Origin of the sequence: Chryseobacterium endalhagicum, from assembly GCF_016745235.1 — a bacterium.
Classification (GTDB): domain Bacteria; phylum Bacteroidota; class Bacteroidia; order Flavobacteriales; family Weeksellaceae; genus Chryseobacterium; species Chryseobacterium endalhagicum.
The window spans coordinates 512,674-529,867 of record NZ_JAELVM010000002.1; the positions used below are offsets into that span (position 1 = coordinate 512,674).

Annotated in this window: 17 protein-coding genes; 6 read left to right on the top strand and 11 right to left on the bottom strand. The window is 39.6% G+C overall.

The window, feature by feature from the left end; translation table 11 throughout:
* The first annotated feature begins 115 nt into the window (after positions 1–115).
* The 4 genes from JET18_RS12670 (at position 116) to JET18_RS12685 (ending at position 6,593) form a co-directional block, all read left to right on the top strand.
* A complete protein-coding gene (locus JET18_RS12670; RefSeq protein ID WP_202091553.1) occupies positions 116–2,992 on the top strand; it encodes a TonB-dependent receptor in 2,877 nt (958 codons plus the stop codon).
* Positions 2,993–2,997: 5 nt separating this feature from the next.
* Positions 2,998–4,524, top strand: coding sequence for a TSUP family transporter (locus JET18_RS12675; protein ID WP_202091555.1), 1,527 nt, complete (start codon positions 2,998–3,000; stop codon positions 4,522–4,524).
* 193 nt (positions 4,525–4,717) lie between these two features.
* Positions 4,718–5,566 carry a hydroxymethylglutaryl-CoA lyase gene (locus tag JET18_RS12680; RefSeq protein ID WP_202091557.1) on the top strand — a complete coding sequence of 283 codons (849 nt, stop codon included), beginning with the start codon at positions 4,718–4,720 and terminating at the stop codon, positions 5,564–5,566.
* Positions 5,567–5,753: 187 nt separating this feature from the next.
* Entirely contained in the window at positions 5,754–6,593 is an 840-nt protein-coding gene (locus tag JET18_RS12685; protein WP_202091559.1) for a sulfurtransferase, read from the top strand.
* Between the two features lie 445 nt (positions 6,594–7,038).
* Here the strand turns inward: JET18_RS12685 and JET18_RS12690 are convergent, their stop codons facing one another.
* Genes JET18_RS12690 through JET18_RS12705 form a run of 4 tightly spaced genes read right to left on the bottom strand, consistent with a single transcriptional unit; the run spans position 7,039 to position 8,937 of the window.
* Positions 7,039–7,365 carry an SUF system Fe-S cluster assembly protein gene (locus tag JET18_RS12690; RefSeq protein WP_202091561.1) on the bottom strand — a complete coding sequence of 109 codons (327 nt, stop codon included), beginning with the start codon at positions 7,363–7,365 and terminating at the stop codon, positions 7,039–7,041.
* 3 nt (positions 7,366–7,368) lie between these two features.
* Positions 7,369–8,070 carry a 3'-5' exonuclease gene (locus tag JET18_RS12695; RefSeq protein ID WP_202091563.1) on the bottom strand — a complete coding sequence of 234 codons (702 nt, stop codon included), beginning with the start codon at positions 8,068–8,070 and terminating at the stop codon, positions 7,369–7,371.
* Between the two features lie 13 nt (positions 8,071–8,083).
* Complete coding sequence (locus JET18_RS12700; protein ID WP_202091572.1) at positions 8,084–8,431, bottom strand: tRNA-binding protein; 348 nt, start codon at positions 8,429–8,431, stop codon at positions 8,084–8,086.
* Entirely contained in the window at positions 8,428–8,937 is a 510-nt protein-coding gene (locus JET18_RS12705; protein ID WP_202091574.1) for a hypothetical protein, read from the bottom strand. Before JET18_RS12705 ends, JET18_RS12700 begins: the two co-directional genes overlap by 4 nt.
* A gap of 371 nt (positions 8,938–9,308) precedes the next feature.
* On the opposite strand from JET18_RS12705, the gene JET18_RS12710 reads away from it, so the two are divergent.
* Both JET18_RS12710 and JET18_RS12715 read left to right on the top strand, forming a co-directional pair.
* A complete protein-coding gene (locus JET18_RS12710) occupies positions 9,309–9,758 on the top strand; it encodes a DJ-1/PfpI family protein (RefSeq protein ID WP_317193266.1) in 450 nt (149 codons plus the stop codon).
* Between the two features lie 23 nt (positions 9,759–9,781).
* Entirely contained in the window at positions 9,782–10,459 is a 678-nt protein-coding gene (locus JET18_RS12715; RefSeq protein WP_202091576.1) for a M24 family metallopeptidase, read from the top strand.
* Positions 10,460–10,645: 186 nt separating this feature from the next.
* On the opposite strand, the gene JET18_RS12720 is transcribed toward JET18_RS12715, so the two are convergent.
* The 7 genes from JET18_RS12720 to JET18_RS12750 form a co-directional block, all read right to left on the bottom strand.
* Positions 10,646–11,683 carry an alpha/beta fold hydrolase gene (locus JET18_RS12720; RefSeq protein WP_202091578.1) on the bottom strand — a complete coding sequence of 346 codons (1,038 nt, stop codon included), beginning with the start codon at positions 11,681–11,683 and terminating at the stop codon, positions 10,646–10,648.
* Between the two features lie 177 nt (positions 11,684–11,860).
* Positions 11,861–12,871, bottom strand: a complete 1,011-nt coding sequence (locus JET18_RS12725) for a trypsin-like serine peptidase (RefSeq protein ID WP_202091580.1) — start codon at positions 12,869–12,871, stop codon at positions 11,861–11,863.
* Positions 12,872–12,936: 65 nt separating this feature from the next.
* Positions 12,937–13,782, bottom strand: coding sequence for a caspase family protein (locus JET18_RS12730; protein WP_202091582.1), 846 nt, complete (start codon positions 13,780–13,782; stop codon positions 12,937–12,939).
* A gap of 555 nt (positions 13,783–14,337) precedes the next feature.
* Positions 14,338–14,982 carry a response regulator transcription factor gene (locus tag JET18_RS12735; protein WP_202091584.1) on the bottom strand — a complete coding sequence of 215 codons (645 nt, stop codon included), beginning with the start codon at positions 14,980–14,982 and terminating at the stop codon, positions 14,338–14,340.
* The gene (locus tag JET18_RS12740; RefSeq protein ID WP_202091586.1) at positions 14,979–15,749 is read right to left on the bottom strand and encodes a sensor histidine kinase; all 771 of its coding nucleotides are present in this window, start codon (positions 15,747–15,749) and stop codon (positions 14,979–14,981) included. The genes JET18_RS12735 and JET18_RS12740 overlap by 4 nt, the downstream gene beginning before the upstream one ends.
* A 15-nt stretch (positions 15,750–15,764) precedes the next feature.
* The gene (locus JET18_RS12745) at positions 15,765–16,409 is read right to left on the bottom strand and encodes a hypothetical protein (RefSeq protein WP_202091588.1); all 645 of its coding nucleotides are present in this window, start codon (positions 16,407–16,409) and stop codon (positions 15,765–15,767) included.
* Between the two features lie 13 nt (positions 16,410–16,422).
* Positions 16,423–16,977, bottom strand: a complete 555-nt coding sequence (locus tag JET18_RS12750; protein WP_202091590.1) for a hypothetical protein — start codon at positions 16,975–16,977, stop codon at positions 16,423–16,425.
* Positions 16,978–17,194: the final 217 nt, after the last annotated feature.

Below are 17,194 nucleotides of genomic sequence, written 5' to 3' on the forward strand. Positions count from 1 at the left end.
CAGGCAGAAAAATGCCAGAAAACATTACCGGAATCTTTTAGGGATACGAATGTGTATGTGCTGTTCATTAATAGACGACGCATAAATCATTTTTAAACCCTAAATTTTTATACAAGTGAAATCCATATACCCCAAATCTTATCAACAGAAAATATATCTTATTCCTTTTCTGACCCTTTTTTTCACGGGCTTTTTACAGGCTCAGCAACTTATTGAAGTCAGTGGAGTTATAAAACACACAGATACTCAGAAAGGAATTGCCGGAGTGCAGATCCAGGTCGAAAAAACTCAGGATACAGCCATCACCGATCAGGAAGGAAGTTTTAAATTGAGAACAAGAGTGAAGATTCCCTTCAGAATTGTCATCAACAAAGAGGGATTTGCAGAGCAGACCACTGAAATCCTTTCGCTGTCCAATAAAATTTCAATAGACCTGAATCCTCAGAATACCATCATCAATGAGGTGGTTGTTTCAGCATCGCGTGTTCCTGAGAAAATCATGAAATCACCGATTGCTATTGAAAAGATTGATATCAAAACCATCCGGGAAAGCCCGGCTGCCACTTTCTACGAAACCCTGGAAAATGTAAAAGGACTGCAGCTTTTAACCTCAAGCCTTACTTTAAAAGTTCCCAACTCCAGAGGGTTCAATTCTCCGAATAACTTCCGCTTTATGCAGCTGGTGGATGGCGTGGACGTACAGTCTGCCACACTCGGTGTTCCGCTTGGAAATGCTATTGGCCCTACAGAACTGGATATCCAGTCGATGGAAATTACACCCGGTGCCGCTTCCGCCCTTTACGGGATGAATGCAGTTAACGGATTGGCGAGTCTCCAGACAAAAGATCCGTTTACTTCCGAAGGCGTAAGTCTTTATTTCAGAGGTGGCGTAAACCATGTGGATAATGTGAATCATAAAACAGCTGCGTTGGGAGAAAGTGCGGTCAGAATTGCAAAAGTCATCAATAAAAACTTTGCTGTAAAGGTCAATGCTTCGTATTTCAGCGGCGTTGACTGGATCTCGGACAACCGTACAGATCAGAATTCCAATCCATTGATCACCGCCAATCCCAATTTTCCTTTGGCCAACAATCCTGCTGAAGATCTCTGGAACAAATACGGGGACGAAAGGAATAACCGGACATCCGTTAAGGTGAATTATAATGGAAAACCAACCACATTTAATGTTTCAAGGACAGGATATTATGAAAAAGATCTGGTAAGCCCGGAAGTGAAAAATATAAAATTTGATGCCGGATTGTATTACCGCTTCGGAGACCAGTGGAGAACTTCCTATGTTTACCGTTATGGCCTTCTGGACGGAACTTTTCAGAGAGGAAATAAAATCCGCCTGCAGAATGCCACCGTTCAGAATCATAAAGTGGAACTTACAGGGAAAGAATTGACATTCAGAGCGTATATGTCGATAGAGAACACAGGAGATTCTTATAACCTGAAACCTCTGGCAGATAATCTTGACCTTACGAACCTTTCCAATACGAACTGGAAAAATATATTTCAAACTACCTTACAGGACCGTCTTAATTCCGGAGTGAACCTGAATGATGCTTTTATTTTAGCCAGAAAGGAAGCAGACAGGAACAGAGCCGTTCCCGGAACAGCCGCTTTTGAACAGTTAAAAAATACAATCATCGGGATCAACAACTGGGATTCTGCCAATTCGGGAATTGCAGGAGCTCCGGCGACCGGAGGGGCAAAACTGGATCAGAGATCACGCTTTTATCAGGGTGAGATTACTTACGATTTCAGCAGATTCATTAAAGTATTCAGCCTGCTGGCGGGAGCAGATTACCGTCTTTACAGCATCACGCCGGACGGAAACAATTTTGTTGATTTCGGGAGACCTGTCACGGAAAGAAATATTCCTTTGAGTGACGGGACTTTCGGGAAAAATGTGATCTATCAGAAATATGGAGCATTTGCCCAGCTTACCAAACTTTTTTTCAATGATAAACTGAAGGTGAATCTGGCATTGCGTGCCGACAGAAACCCGGAATTTGAAACCAAATTCAATCCGCGCATAAGTCTTGTATATTCTCCAGTTAATCAGCATAATTTCAGGGTGTCTTTTCAGAACGGATACCGTTTTCCTTCCTTATTTGAAGCTTTATCTTTTGTGAATAACGGAAACGTAAGAAGAGTAGGAGGACTTTCTATGGCGAATGAAGGACTGGGTTACCTTGAAAACTCTTATACGCTGGCTTCTATCGATCAGTTTATAGGCGCGGTGAACAGAGATGTGGATGGAGGACTCGGCCAGAATCAGGCCGCTTTGAAAAACAGAAATCTTTTAGCCGCAGCCAATCTGCCTAAATTACAGCCTGAAAAGGTAAATTCCTTTGAAATAGGCTACAAATCTGCCTTTTTTAACAGCAAACTGGTCATCGACTGGGATTTTTACTACAATGTCTACGAAGGTTTTCTTGGGCAGGTAGAAGTGGCTGTCCCTAAAAACGAAAATATAGGGAGCGATAACGCTGTTTTGGCGATGCTCGACAGAAGCAAGCAGGACCGCTACAGGGTGTATACCAACAGCAACAGTATCTACAAAAGTTTAGGAACGTCTTTAGGAATCCGCTATAATCTGGTGAAGAATTATAATGTGAATGTGAACGTATCCTATAATGATCTGATCTCTACCAATACTTCTGATCTCTTTATCACAGCCTTCAATACCCCTAAATGGGCGGTCAACCTTAGTGTTGGAAACAGGGAGGTTATCAAAAATATCGGTTTTACTGTAGCGGCAAGATGGCAGAACAGCTTTTTATGGGAAAGCCCGCTGGCTTCGGGAAATATTCCGGCTTATTATACCATTGATGCGCAGGCAACATGGAGAATTCCTGAAATAAAGGCAAGTGTGAAGATCGGAGCAACCAATCTTCTTAACCGCCGGTATCTTCAGTATGCAGCAGGTCCCGAGATCGGAGGACTGTATTATTTAGCTTTTACCTACGATTTAAAACTCTGAAAACAATGAGCAATACGTTATATCCCATATTTTTAAAACTCGAGGAATTATCTGTGCTCATCATTGGAGGCGGAAATATTGCTTTGGAAAAACTGCAGTCTGTTCTGGGAAATTCTCCCAGGGCCCGTATTAAGCTGGTCGCCAAAGAGATTAACGATCAGGTTAAAGATTTAAAACAAAATTATCCCAATCTCACCCTTCATGAAAGATCATATACGGATAATGATTTTAACAGTGCTGATATTGCCATCGTAGCCGTAAATGATATTATTCTGGCTGAGCAGATCCGCAGCAGGGCCCATCAGAATAATACATTGGTGAATATTGCTGACAAACCGGGTTTGTGCGATTTCTATCTGGGGTCAATCGTCAGAAAAGGAGATCTTAAAATTGCGGTTTCTACCAATGGAAAATCCCCGACGGTTGCCAAAAGACTGCGTGAAATCTTAACGGAAATCATTCCTGATGAAGAAATGGACGGGCTTCTGAACAATATGCAGCATATCAGAAATCAACTGCAGGGAGATTTTACCCACAAAGTAAAAGAACTGAACAGGCTGACCACGCAATATCTCGGCGAAAAAGAAACCGGGCCCGCAGAAACCAAACTGGAAATGGAAAAGCTGATCAGCATCACCAAAGCAGTCCAGCGGAGGGCCAATATCTATCTGGGAATTATTGGAGTTCTGACGCTGATCGGGATTTTGGCATTAATTATCTATCAGTTCAATCTGTCCGGAGATATCCAGAGCTTTCTCAGTAAAGACGGATACATTTTTTACTGGATGCTGCTGGCCGGGTTCCTGGCTGAGATTGTTGCCGGATCAATGGGGATGGGATATGGCGTTATCTGTACCACCATTTTGCTTTTACTCAATGTGCCGCCGTCTGTTGTCAGTGCAAGCATCCATTCAGCAGAGTCTTTCACATCAGCTGCGGGGAGTATCAGTCATTACAAGCTGGGAAATGTCAATAAAAAAATGGTATGGGTTTTATTTCCTGTGGCAGCAGTAGGTGCTTTTATCGGAGCATTTGCCCTGTCGCATTTCGGAGAACATTATGCACATATTGTAAAGCCAATCATTGCCTGTTATACCCTTTATTTAGGCATTAATATTCTTAGGAACGCTTTTAGTAGAAAAGAAAAAAGATCAGTCAACAGGCTGCCCAGAAAAAGAACGAATCTCAGAATACTGGGATTGGTGGGAGGATTCATAGATTCTTTTGCAGGCGGAGGATGGGGTCCGCTGGTTACCGGAACACTGATCAAGGAAGGGAGAACGCCGAGGTATGTGGTAGGCAGCTCTACGATGGCTAAATTTTTACTGACCATTGTAAGTGCTCTGACCTTTATTTTTACCATCGGGATTCATCACTGGAATATCGTGCTCGGTCTTCTTCTCGGAGGTGTTTTTACCGCTCCTTTTTCAGCCATGTTTACTTCGCGGCTGCCGGCTAAGAAAATGTTTGCAGTAGTAGGTTTCGTGGTGATTATAATGAGCCTTATTACCATCGTAAAATCATTGGCATAGATCTTCCTTCAGGAATGTTTTTTTATGTAAAGCATCAGAATTGTTTTCCTGAATACCGGATCCGGGGCCGCATATCAGTTATCGAAATTTTAAATCGGATATAAATCTTTGAAAATCAAAATAATGATAGATTTGTAAGGTTCAGATGTAAATTGTTTAGTTTTATTATATTTGAGAAAATCAAAAAGTAAAAATGTTTCTAACAGAATGTCCTAGAGATGCCATGCAGGGTTGGGGTGAATTTATCCCTACCAGCCAAAAAATAGATTACATCAACTCTCTGATGGAAGTTGGTTTCGATGTACTGGACTGTCTGAGTTTTGTTTCCCCGAAAGCAATTCCACAGATGGCTGACTCTGCTGAGGTGGCCGAAAATATTGATAAATCTTTATCCGATACAAAAGTCTCTGCCATTATCGGGAATTACAGAGGCGCAGAGAAAGCACTGAAACATCAGACTGTAGATATTCTGGGCTTTCCGTTTTCTATTTCGGAAACATTTCAGCACAGGAATACCAATAAAAACCAGGAAGAAGCTTTTGAAGAAATCATCAGGATGCTTGAACTCGTTAAAAGTGAAGGAAAACAGCTGAATATCTATTTCTCCATGGCGTTCGGAAATCCTTACGGAGAAATGTGGAAATGGGAAGATGTGGATTTCTGGGCAAAAAGATTTTCAGAGATCGGAGTGAAAGATGTCCTGCTTTCTGATACTACGGGAGTGGCAACTCCTGAAACCATTGCGCTTTTGTTTGAAAAAATCCCGTCTAAATACCCGGAGATCAATTTCGGAGGGCATTTCCATAACCGTTACGAAGATTCCTACTCAAAATTGAAAGCGGCGTATGATAAAGGCTGCAGAAGATTCGACAGTGCGATTAAAGGAATCGGAGGATGTCCTATGGCGAAAGATGATCTGGTAGGAAATATGCCTACAGAACAGGTAATCAACTTTATGAGCGTAGAAAAAGCAGAGCATAAGCTTAATCTGCTGAATTTTGAAAGCTCTTATAATAAAGCAAAGGATATTTTTCATTTTTAGTAAAAATTCTATCGCAGATCGGGGAGAAAGCAGATGGAGCTATTCTTAAATATTAAAAATCTGCATCATCCGCCAAATCTGCGCGAACAACAATATCAATAGGAGCGGGTTTTAACCCGCTTTCTATATATTAAAACCTCATCCGGCTTTAGCCAAAACCTATTATTTAATTTCAAATACCAACACCATGTCACCAATCATCTCACCATCCGAATTAAAAGAAATTTTCCGGAATCCGGACCTCATCATCCTTGATGCCAGAGCAGGAAAAGATATGCGTCAGAATTATCTTGATCATCACATCAAAGGCGCCCGTTTTATAGACCTGGATAAAGACCTCGCAGAAATCGGGGACGATGCCGCTTTTGGAGGCAGACATCCGCTTCCGGAGATTCAAAAATTTGCACAAACACTGGCTGAATTTGGTATTTCCGAAAGTTCGCACCTTGTTATTTATGATGATAAAAACGGAGCCAATGCAGCGGCAAGAGCATGGTGGATGCTGAGATCGTTCGGATTGAAGAATGTTCAGGTTTTGGATGGAGGAATTCAGTCTGCTGAAAAACAGGGAATAGAATTTTCATCCGGTGATGAGACCTTTGAAAAAGAAGGAGTAATTAAAAAAGACCATTGGCTTCTTCCGGTTAAAAGCCTGGAAGGTGTTGAAAATGAATTAACAGGCCGTTCTTCTACCGTTGTGGATGTAAGAGATGCCTACCGCTATAAAGGAGAATCTGAACCGATTGATCTGGTGGCCGGACATATTCCCGGAGCCATCAATATTCCTTTTTCAGAAAATCTGGATGAAAAAGGGAACTTCCTGAAGCCTGAAGTTTTAAAAGAAAAATATCAGAAGCTTTTAAAAGACAACCCCCAGCATTTAATCATCCATTGCGGATCGGGCGTTACGGCTTGTCACACTATTTTAGCTTTGGATTATGCCGGTTTCCCGATTCCTGATCTGTATGTAGGTTCGTGGAGCGAATGGAGCAGGAGGGAAGGAAAAGAAATTGCGAAAGAGAGTTAAGGGAGGAAGCTGGAAGAGGGAGGCTGGAAGTTACTGTTGGTCTTATTATTTCAGGTAGCCTTATCTTAAAATTTTTGTCATTTATTACAATGTTTTATTTAAATTTATGATGACTTCTTTTTTGCTCTCGCAGATTATGCAAATAGAGCCGATTAATAAATATAAAATCTGCTGCATCTGATTGATCTGCGTGAAATTTTAAAACATGTGAGATGTATCCATTTCCTTCATCAGAATCAATGAAATTGATTCCGCCTTTGCTTCCCTTTATAAAACATTATAATAATTTTCTTTGCGTTAAAAAATGAATTTGTATAAACAGAAAAACCCGGAAATTTTCCGGGTTTTATATTGTACTTGATAGGAAAGACAGTTTTATTTGGGGGCAGAGTGATTTATGAGATCCAAAACCTCCATCCTCCTGCTTCCCTCTTCCTTTTTTCATTTAAAGCATTCCCAACTCGAATTTCGCTTCTTCACTCATCATATCCTTGTTCCAGCTTGGCTCGAAAGTAAGCTCTAAATCTACGCTTTTTACGCCTTCTACTTCTCCTACCTTATCTTTTACTTCCTGTGGCAGGGATTCTGCAACCGGACAGTTCGGGGTAGTAAGGGTCATTATAATTTTTACATCGCCGTCTTCGGAGATCTGAACATCATAAATAAGGCCCAATTCGTAAATGTCAACCGGAATTTCCGGGTCGTAAACGGATTTTAAGACCGTAATGATTTCCTCACCAATGTCAGCAATTTGATCGTCTGTAAATTTCATTTTTTAATCTAGATTGATATTCCTTTTCAACAAATCTTCCTGGCGCATCCGCCGGAAAACATTTGCCAAAGTTAAGACATCTTTTTCACAATAGTCTACAATTCGCTGCAAGTCTTTTTCTATGTAGTAGATTGATGAAACCATTGAGCCGTCTATATCATCCTTTGGAGTAGGAATTCCGAAGACATGAGCCAGCAGTTCAAGGGAAACAAAACTTTTATAATCCCCGAATTTCCAAAGCTCCATCGTATCAATATGCGGAATTTCCCAGGGCTTTTTTCCAAACATCTGGAACGGAACCGGAGGCTGCATCCCATTGATCAGATACCGTCTTGCGATCCACGGAAAATCAAATTCCTTTCCGTTGTGGGCGCAGAGGATTACATTGTTCAATCTCGGACTGTTGAAAATCTCACCGAACTCCTGAAGCATTTTTTTCTCATCGTGACCCGAAAAGCTTTTAATTTTTAAAGTCTCATTCTTCTCTACCATTCCGATGGTGATGCAGATAATCTTTCCGAATTCAGCCATAATGCCGGCACGGTCATAGAACTCTTCAGCCGTTACGTCTTCCTTTCTCTGAAATCTTGTTTTTTTATCCCAGAGTTTCTGTTCGGCTTCAGGCAGGTCGTTCCATGAGCCTGATCCCGGAACGGTCTCAATATCAAGAAATAAGATTTTTTCTAATGGAATGTGCTGTATCATATGTGTTTGGTTTTTATCCTATCGGCATTCCGTTTTTTACCGGAAGTGAGGGCGTTAAAAGAGTAACATCTTTTTTATCTTCGCCATAAACTCCCATGACAAGGCATTCACTGAAGAAATTGGCGATCTGTTTTTTGGGAAAGTTCACAACGGCCATTACCTGTTTTCCGATCAGTTCTTCTTTTCTGTAAAGAGAAGTGATCTGTGCGGAGGATTTTTTAATGCCAAGATCCCCGAAATCTATTTCCAGCTGGTAAGACGGATTTCTTGCTTTCTCAAAATCGGTAACTGAAATGATGGTTCCGCACCGTAAGTCTATTTTTTCAAAGTCTGCCCAGGATATTTCTGGTTTTATGGTCATGATAATGAATTGATTAAGTGTTCTACTTCTGTTTTTTCTGTTGCATATTTCTGCTGCAGTTCGGATCCTTCGCCCATTCTTTTATAATATTCCAAAGCTTTGTTGCCGAAGAATTTTTTATGAAAATCCGAAACTTCCGGAACCTGGGGGAAAACTTTATGGAAAAGCATTTCAGAATAGGCCTGGAATTCCCTTTCGTTTTTATCTTCCACAACCTGTCCTGGAGCCTTCTGGCGCACATGAAGCATTTCGTGGGCTACCATATTCAGAACAAGATTAAGGTCGAAATCAAATAAATTCCTTGGGATCATTACTTTCTGCGGACCTCCTAATTCTCCTTCAGCTGTCAGAAGCATTGAAGTAGGCGAGAGCTCTTCCCGGAATCCGAATCCGGCAAAATTTTCATGTTCCAGTTCAAAGGAATGGATTAAATATTTCGCGGCATCCAGGATCTGATCGTGTTCTTTGTAAGCCTCCAGGTGCAGATTGATCTGTTCAAAATTCATTCAGAATATGTTTTAAACAAATGTATTAAAATATTTGTAGTGCCGGCTTCATAAAAATGGAATTTTGATGATGATTTATCCTTTCAGATCTCCTTATGACAAGATATTTGAAAGAGCTGTTTGGCAGGAATTTGTTGATTATTAAAGAATGAAATAATTAAGAAAATCTGGACCATGTATTTTTTTTAAATCAGGACTGGAGTTTTTTAAAATTTAGGATATATTTTAGTGCGAAAAATGAAAAAAATACTTTTACTTTTAGCGGAAGGCTTCGAATTTTTGAAGCGAGTGTTTATATTGATGTTTTTGGATGGAACTTAATAGACGGAGATGGAAATACTAAACTTTATACCTGCGCTTTAAGAAAGGAAATAAACAGCACATTTAACCAGAAGCTTATTGTAGATTTTCTGGTGGATGAAATAAAAGCTGTTGATTATGATGCCATAGCAATTCCCGGTGGTTTTGAAGAATACGGTTTTTACTCTGATGCATTTGATCCTCAGTTTACATCCATTATCAAAAAATTCTATGAAGAGGAAAAAATTATTTCTTCAATTTGTACCGGTGCATTTCCTATCGCTAAAAGTGGAATTCTTAATCATAAAAAGGGGACAACCTATAATCTTAACCCTTTGAGACAGCAGATGCTTGCAGATTTAGGGGTAAATGTTGTCAACCAGCCAATTGTCGAGTCCGATCGAATTACAACCTCATGGAATCCTTCTACAGCTTTAGATGTTGCATTTAAACTGCTTACTGATTTAACGGGCGAAGAAAATACAGTTTCTATAAAAACAAAAATGGGGTTTTTAAGTTAATTATAAATTTTTAGTAGTATTTGATGAATAATAAAGTGCAGAATCTAATTGCAGCTCAGGAGAAGGCAGAGCATTTATTCAGGGAAATAGAATCCAGAGAGCTGATCAGGGGAGGCATCTCCGAGCGTGAATTGAATAAAAATATATATGAACTTGCCTATGAACTTTTTGGAATAAAAAAGTACTGGCATAAAAGAATTGTAAGAGGTGGCAGTAACACATTGTTTCCTTACGATGAAAATCCACCTGATCTGATTTTACAGCCTGATGATATATTATTTTTAGATTTCGGACCTGTTTTTGAAGATTGGGAAGCGGATATCGGCAAAACATATGTATTGGGAAATGATGCCAACAAGCTGAAACTTCAAAAAGATGCCGAGGAAGCCTGGAAAGAAGGGCGAGATTTCTATATCCGGAATCAGGATGAACTGACGGGAGCAGATTTTTATTATTACACAGCCGATCTGGCGAAAAAATATGGCTGGGAATATGGAAATGAACATTGCGGACATTTAATAGGAAACTTTCCCCATGAAAGGATACAGGGTAATGAAATACAGAATTATATTCATCCCGACAATTTAAAAAAGATGAAAGATCCTGATGATAACGGAGAAGAAAGATTTTGGATATATGAGCTACATTTTGTGGATAGAAATTTAAAAATTGGAAGTTTTTTCGAAAAGCTGCTTCACTGATTCTGCCTGCCGGCGTATCAATTTGGGGATCTTCGCTTTCCTATTTGACCTTATTCAAAAACAGATATATGGTTATGGAGTAATACAGCCTTAAGAATTATATCTTAAGGCTGCTTAAACTTTTTTAGAGAAAAGAGTTTCCGGAAAATTAGCAGTTTAGAGTTGCAAAACTGATGTTGTATGACATTATTTATCATTTTTCTTTGCAATCTTTTCGGATAATAAAAGAATCTCTTTATTTATTAAATCTGCATTTTCTTTTTTCGTAATGATAGTACCATGACTTGCATTCATAATCATTTGTTTTCCATTAGAAGAGAGTTCTTTTAGTTCTTTCTGCATATCGAACCATAATTGAACTTGTTTTTCAGGATCTATTCCATCTTTTCTGTATCTCTCTTTTTGGGATTCTTTATACTGTTCTGTAGCAGTAAACACCAAGACCGGTAATGAATCCAAATCCTTTGCTTTGCCTGCCCGCATCAGTACTTTATTAGTTAATTCATTCTCTCTTAGAAACATACGGTAAACTGCTCCGGAATTAGAAGTCAGTGATCGTGAACGGCTATGCAGTTCTTTGGGTAAACCATCACCTTGATACACAGCCTTACTGATTGTATTATTATAAACACCCAAAATACCTAAATCTGCAAGTACAGATCCTATTTTTAAAAATTTTGCCTGTTCTTTGGGAACCAATTCTTTTTGAGCTAACCGCTTCCATTGTTCAGGATGACTTGAATCTATGAAAACAATTCCTTCAACTTCGTTTGGATAAAGATCCCTGAATATCCTATTATAAGGCCCTCCCATAGAATGACCTACCAAAATATAAGGTGGTTTTTCGCCGATTTTTTCTAATAATTCATGAAGCTGATGGGCATAAAACTCAGGAGATATGTCGGCATTATTACTCGATTCACTAAACCATTTCCCATCTCTGTCATAACGTATCACTCTCGTTTTATCTTTTAAACCTTCTGCCAGCCAATGCAGCATATCTGTATTGCTGTGTGCACCCGCTTCAATAATAATGGTAGGTAAAGATTTCTTTTCTCCTTCCACTCTTACATGAATATTGGTGCCATTAACATTCACTAATTTACCCGGAGGAACTGGTTTTGAGCTAAATAATCGGTAACATCCTCCCAAAAACAATAATAATATGAGAATTCCGAGTATAAGTTTACCAATAAACTTAAATGTTTTTAAAATTAATTTCATAGTTATTTTTAAATTTCATAGAACGTTTTGGGGCTTGTCCATTGCTTTTTAGAGCGTACTTTTGTTGGCACCCCAAATTTACGCTTTGCGCTAATATTATAGGCAGTTGATGTTAAATAATCATATAAAAAGAGCCCGACTTTTCAGCCAGGCTCTTCCGTAAAGATAATAAATTGGTTAAGGATGTTCGTTTTTAGCTCTGATGACAAGATTCACCAGATCTGAGCCGCCACTCGCGAAATTCTCGCTTGAATTATGGGCACTTTGTGTAGCAACGGCATAAGGCTTACCATCCCAGTACGCCCAGAACGGACCACCGCTTTGTCCAGGCCAGATATCAGCTTTGTGGCTCATGCTTTCGTTATCGTCGGCACTCCAGAAATCACCGTCTAAAGCAATATCTGTTTGATAAGTTGGTCTCTGACCACCGGTTAAATCTCCGGGATAACCGGCATGAGTCCAATACGGCTTACCGTCCCATGCATCGGTGTAGGATTTTGCACCCAGCCAGCCTATATTGTCTCCCATACGTCGGTCCAGAACGATTACGACATAGTCATATTGAATTTCCGTAGAATCAATGGTTGGTCCGGCTACTTTATATTTGTAATAAGTAAGTGTTCCCCATGCGCTTCCGTAAGGAGCACTTCCGTTGTAATACATTGGGGTGAATTTTAACCAGCCTGTTGTGTTATTCGCTTTCCAGTCTACGATATGGGCACAGGTAAGGAGATGTCTCGGACCGATCATCACGCCGCTTCCTGAGCCTAGTGCGCTTTCCACTTTTCCTACGCATCGCCACGGATAAGCCGTAGAGTTATATACCTTTCTCTGATCTGCACCAAAGATGGTTTTCATTCCTTCAGCACTTAAAAAAGAATCTCTTTCAATGAATTTAGGTTTACGGTCTTTTTTGGGCTCCAGCTTCGGCTGGTATTCGAAATCCGCATGAGTAGGGTAGAAATAGTCGGTTTCCAGTGCTTTTGCTGCTTCTGACTTTTCATTGGCAGGCATTCCGATGCTTTTCATTCCCTTAGGATAAGATCGTCCGTCAATGACTTCCATTTCAGGACCCTGGCTGGCTTGCTTTTCAGCATTGGTCAGTTTTTCAGTTGATTTTGCTTTTACGGTTTTAAGTTTTGATACTTCTTCGGCCGTCATGGGTTGATTACTTTCAGTTTTAGACATGATTGTTTAGTTTTTGTCAGTTTTTCCTACTCTTTGGATGGCTTTTCGGATTCCGCCAGTGATTTTTATAAAAATATTTTCTGAGAAAATTCTGTGGTGATGCTTTCTGTCTGGTTAATTTGTGCTGCTCCCATCGCTGCCAGTGCTATGGCAATCTGTTTGTCAAGGGTTTTTCGGACAATATTTCCATTGGTAGCACGCAGTATTTTACAGAAGTGATAGGTGAAGTAGCCTCTTATCTGGCCATTCATATTACCCTCCATGGATACCTGATTGTCTTTTGAGGCGGCCCATAAAGTATGATTCATTCCCACAACAGGAACTAATGCTTTCGTTATTCCCGTTGACTTTTTAGCGCTTTTAGAAGATGGCATTTCAGAAGCATACGTCATGTAAAATTCATCTTCCAGCATAGGAGGAATGAAACGCGGAGCTTCGTAAGAAAGTTCTAAGTCCAGTCCCAGATCCATTTTTCGGGTTCCCGTTCCTGAATGACAGCAGTCGAAAATAACTTCCAGATTCACTCCGGCTTTCAGTTTACTCAGGACGGCTTTGAAATCATCATCGCGGATCACTCCGGCACTGGCATAATCGTGCGGGCAGATGGCTTCATCCAGACCGTCTACTTCCAGATCAGCGCCTATATTGGCCACTCTTGTTCCGTGTCCTGAATAATAAAAGACCAGAGAATCTCCTTTTACACTGCTGTTAACGAGTGATTTAAGGTAATTTAATATATTTGCTCTTGTGGCATTCTGATTGGTCAGAATTTTAATTTTTGCAGGGCTGAAACCGCAGATCACCAAGGTGTTGGCCATATCACGGGCATCATTCACACAGCCGTTTAAATCCGGTCCGCCTGATCCTATCGGAGCATAATCGTTGATTCCTACTATTAATGCTTTTTTCATTTCTATTAGTTTTTAAAATGGTCCCTACTCTGTTGTGGCTTTTCGGGTTCGGCCTTCATGGGTTATTGTTACAGAACAAAATTCCATAATTCAACAGCGCGAAAACAGAGGGAAAGGACTGATTGTGTGGTAGGTAAAACACCCTTTTTTAGTTGTATGAATTTTTAACCACGGATTTGCACAGATGATTGCGTTAATGTTTCTATGTATTTTGTGAGTGAACATTTACTTATCGCAAGGAATCATTTAGGAAGTGCATAATTTTAAAGAATACAAAGAGTTCGGCTGCGTCGCTGATGAAGCCGCCGGATAAAACGCCCGCTTAGTCAAATCAATGAAATTGATTCCTTCTTTGCTCTCCTTGATTATGCAGGATTAAAATCGGACTTTGCGTTAAAAAAATGTGCATTCTTTTCTCATCAATATTTGCCCTTTTATCTATGATACCAACGCAAAGGAAAACGCAAAAAAAACCGGTAAATTGTAAAAATCTACCGGATGAATAATTGAGTTATAATGGTTTTGGACTTTATTAGTTTAAAAGAAAAAAGAAGATCAGCACAAGTCGTGTTTTAGGGCGAAAAGAACCAGCCCGACCCTGTTTTTTACTTCCAGTTTTAGGAAAACAGAATCTCTGTATCCATCAATGGTTTTGGGACTGAGGAACATTTTATCCGCTATTTCTTTGTAAGTAAGCTCGCTGCAGGCCCACTTGATAAATTCTTTTTCCCTGTCTTTTAATTCTGAAAGAAGGGAAGCCGTTTTTACATCTTCTGTTTTTACTTTCAATAATTTCTGGGCTACAAAATCAGTATAAAAACTTCCTTTGTCAAATACCGTATCGATCGCCTGAAACAGAATGGAGGGCTGCATATCTTTCAGGAGATAGCCTTTTGCACCTGCCTTCAGCATTTTAATGAGGACTTTTTCGTCATCTTCCATGGTGAGGGCAATTACTTTTATACCGGGATGATGCTCGGTAAGCCATTCAGTGGTTTCTATACCGTTTTTATAAGGCATATTGATGTCCATCAGAACCACAGCCGGTAATTCAGGAGCTTTTTCCAAAGCGGCAATAAAATCTTCTCCGTTGGGATGATTCATGATTACGCTGTACTGCGGGTTCTCCATGATCATATTTTCCAGTGCTTTGGACATTAAAGTATGGTCGTCTACAATGGCTATGGGAATCGTTTTCATATCGTGTGTTTATAATAAGTTATGGAAGTCTTTGTTCCTTTATCAAGCTCAGACTGGATGGAGAATGCGGCGTGGATAAGCTTTGCCCGCAGTTCCATATTTTTCAGTCCTGAACCGTCCTGTATCTTGCTGGTATTGAAACCTTTTCCGTTATCTGAAATATTAATCCTTAATGTATTCTGATCATCTTCCAGTTGTATGGTCACCTTTTTAGCCCTGGAATGCTTTAGAATGTTATTAATGCTTTCCTGAATAATCCGGAAGAGAATTAAACCGTGTTTGGGTGAGATGTCAATATCCTGTTTCTGAGTGATCAGATCTATTGTTAATAATTTTAATTTCTGTATCCGGCGTACTTCCCGTTCTATAGATTCTACCAGCCCGAAATGAATAATCTGTTCGGTGATCAGGGTTTTGGATAAATTTCTGATGTCCTGGATGCATTCTCCCAGCAGTTCGCTCAGCTCGTTAAGCTCTTCCTTTTCTGAATCTTTGAGTTTGGCAATGAGTTGATTTTGTCTCAGGCGAACAACGGAAAGCTTTTGGCCTACATCATCATGAAGTTCCTGACCGATATAATTAAGGGTCTGCTCTTTTATTTCGACCTGTGAGGTGGCGAGCTCTTTTTCAAACCTCATGTCTTTTTCCTTTTGCTCAAGCAGGAGCGTTGTTTTCTTTTTAATGAAGACCACATAGATGAAGATCATGGTAAGAACAACGATGAGCAGTGTGATGGTAAAAGTAATAACCAAATTATTTTCTTCCATAGTTTAAAGTGGTATTTATTTCCGGCTCTCCTGCTTGTTCCAGATTAGGCCCAGCATGAGAATTCCGTTACTGATCAGATTCAGCATAAATAAAATGAAGAAATAGATATTCTGAGAAACGGTTGTCCTGAAATATAAAATAGGAATGCTTCCAATAAAAAGGATCAGCAGGGCTACCGAAATCCAAAAGGGCAGATAATTATTGAGATCCAGAATCTTATCAGAATTAAAAGTTTGATATAAAAACAGGATAATGGAAAACAGTAACAGCAGAATATCCACATACAGCAGATTAAATGAAAAATGATGTAAGAGATCATCCTCAATATAAAACCTCACCCCAATATTAATCAGAAAAATGATCAAAATAGCCAGCTGCATTTTTTTAAGAACCGGCAGATAGATCAACTGGAAGAAATACAGCAAATACAGAAAAAAGACAACCATTAATAAGCCGATCACAAAGAATATCTCTGTAGATTTATCGGTTGCTTTAAAATAGAAATAGCAGAAAATATCGATCAGAGAAAGGACAAAATATCCCAGGATAAAAAAGAAATTCTCTTTTCCTATTTTACTGAATTTCAATGCCATTACAATCATTACCGCAATGGATATGACAGACGTTATCTGCTTCCCGATTTCTATATTCCAGTTCATGGCTTTGTGTTTTTTATCGCATTCCGGCTGTGGAAACGTTCGGTGGAGGAGCCAGATTGGTCATATTCAACAGTTCCATGTCTTTTACGTCCGTATTTTCATCCGGAGATCTCATTGATCGGGACATGGTCTCTGTATTTTCTTTCTTCGGATTTTGGGAAGTGGGTACCAGAAATATGGTTTGGTAGCCGGCATATTCCGGTTTTGCCATTTTACCTTTAGGATGGTTTAGAGGATATTTTCCCATATAAATTCTGATTCCCGGATTTTTCATGTGCTGTTTTTTGGCTGTTTCTTTTACATAGTGAAGATAGCCTTCCAGATCTTCCACAGAAAACCAGTACCAGCGGGAATCCGGCTGTCCGTCCCTGTATTTGGTAAGGATCATATTGTTGGTCCTGGAATATTCATCATAGAGTACGCGGCCTTCACGGGGGCTGATCAGTTTTCTTTTATAGCTGTCACTCACAGGGGGTTCGGAGCAGCGTGTGCAGCTTAGCATGCAGAAACTTAAAATAAGTACAGCAAAAAGCCAACTTAGATTTTTGAATAGAGAAGTAGTTTTCATTGGTAAAGGTTTTTTAATTTTATAAAACAAAATTAGATAACTGTTTAACTTTACAAAAGGGGGAAAACACTGTTTTTACGTTTAATAAATTTACAACTTTTTGTTTTGAATTTCAGTGAGATATGAGTTTTTGTTAGAATGTTGGTCTGTAAAGGGAGCTATGAGGAAATCAAGATGTAATTTCAAACAGAGGTTGACCCTGTAAACATTCGCAAGG

What these genes read in the sequence shown, in the direction of transcription:
- JET18_RS12740 (WP_202091586.1), bottom strand. Translation starts at nt 15,749, where the DNA reads ATGGAAGAAAATAATTTGGTTATTACTTTTACCATCACACTGCTCATC.
- JET18_RS12705 (WP_202091574.1), bottom strand. Translation starts at nt 8,937, where the DNA reads ATGAATTTTGAACAGATCAATCTGCACCTGGAGGCTTACAAAGAACAC.
- JET18_RS12675 (WP_202091555.1), top strand. Translation starts at nt 2,998, where the DNA reads ATGAGCAATACGTTATATCCCATATTTTTAAAACTCGAGGAATTATCT.
- JET18_RS12700 (WP_202091572.1), bottom strand. Translation starts at nt 8,431, where the DNA reads ATGACCATAAAACCAGAAATATCCTGGGCAGACTTTGAAAAAATAGAC.
- JET18_RS12725 (WP_202091580.1), bottom strand. Translation starts at nt 12,871, where the DNA reads ATGTCTAAAACTGAAAGTAATCAACCCATGACGGCCGAAGAAGTATCA.
- JET18_RS12745 (WP_202091588.1), bottom strand. Translation starts at nt 16,409, where the DNA reads ATGAACTGGAATATAGAAATCGGGAAGCAGATAACGTCTGTCATATCC.
- JET18_RS12685 (WP_202091559.1), top strand. Translation starts at nt 5,754, where the DNA reads ATGTCACCAATCATCTCACCATCCGAATTAAAAGAAATTTTCCGGAAT.
- JET18_RS12690 (WP_202091561.1), bottom strand. Translation starts at nt 7,365, where the DNA reads ATGAAATTTACAGACGATCAAATTGCTGACATTGGTGAGGAAATCATT.
- JET18_RS12695 (WP_202091563.1), bottom strand. Translation starts at nt 8,070, where the DNA reads ATGATACAGCACATTCCATTAGAAAAAATCTTATTTCTTGATATTGAG.
- JET18_RS12680 (WP_202091557.1), top strand. Translation starts at nt 4,718, where the DNA reads ATGTTTCTAACAGAATGTCCTAGAGATGCCATGCAGGGTTGGGGTGAA.
- JET18_RS12735 (WP_202091584.1), bottom strand. Translation starts at nt 14,982, where the DNA reads ATGAAAACGATTCCCATAGCCATTGTAGACGACCATACTTTAATGTCC.
- JET18_RS12750 (WP_202091590.1), bottom strand. Translation starts at nt 16,977, where the DNA reads ATGAAAACTACTTCTCTATTCAAAAATCTAAGTTGGCTTTTTGCTGTA.
- JET18_RS12715 (WP_202091576.1), top strand. Translation starts at nt 9,782, where the DNA reads ATGAATAATAAAGTGCAGAATCTAATTGCAGCTCAGGAGAAGGCAGAG.
- JET18_RS12730 (WP_202091582.1), bottom strand. Translation starts at nt 13,782, where the DNA reads ATGAAAAAAGCATTAATAGTAGGAATCAACGATTATGCTCCGATAGGA.
- JET18_RS12720 (WP_202091578.1), bottom strand. Translation starts at nt 11,683, where the DNA reads ATGAAATTAATTTTAAAAACATTTAAGTTTATTGGTAAACTTATACTC.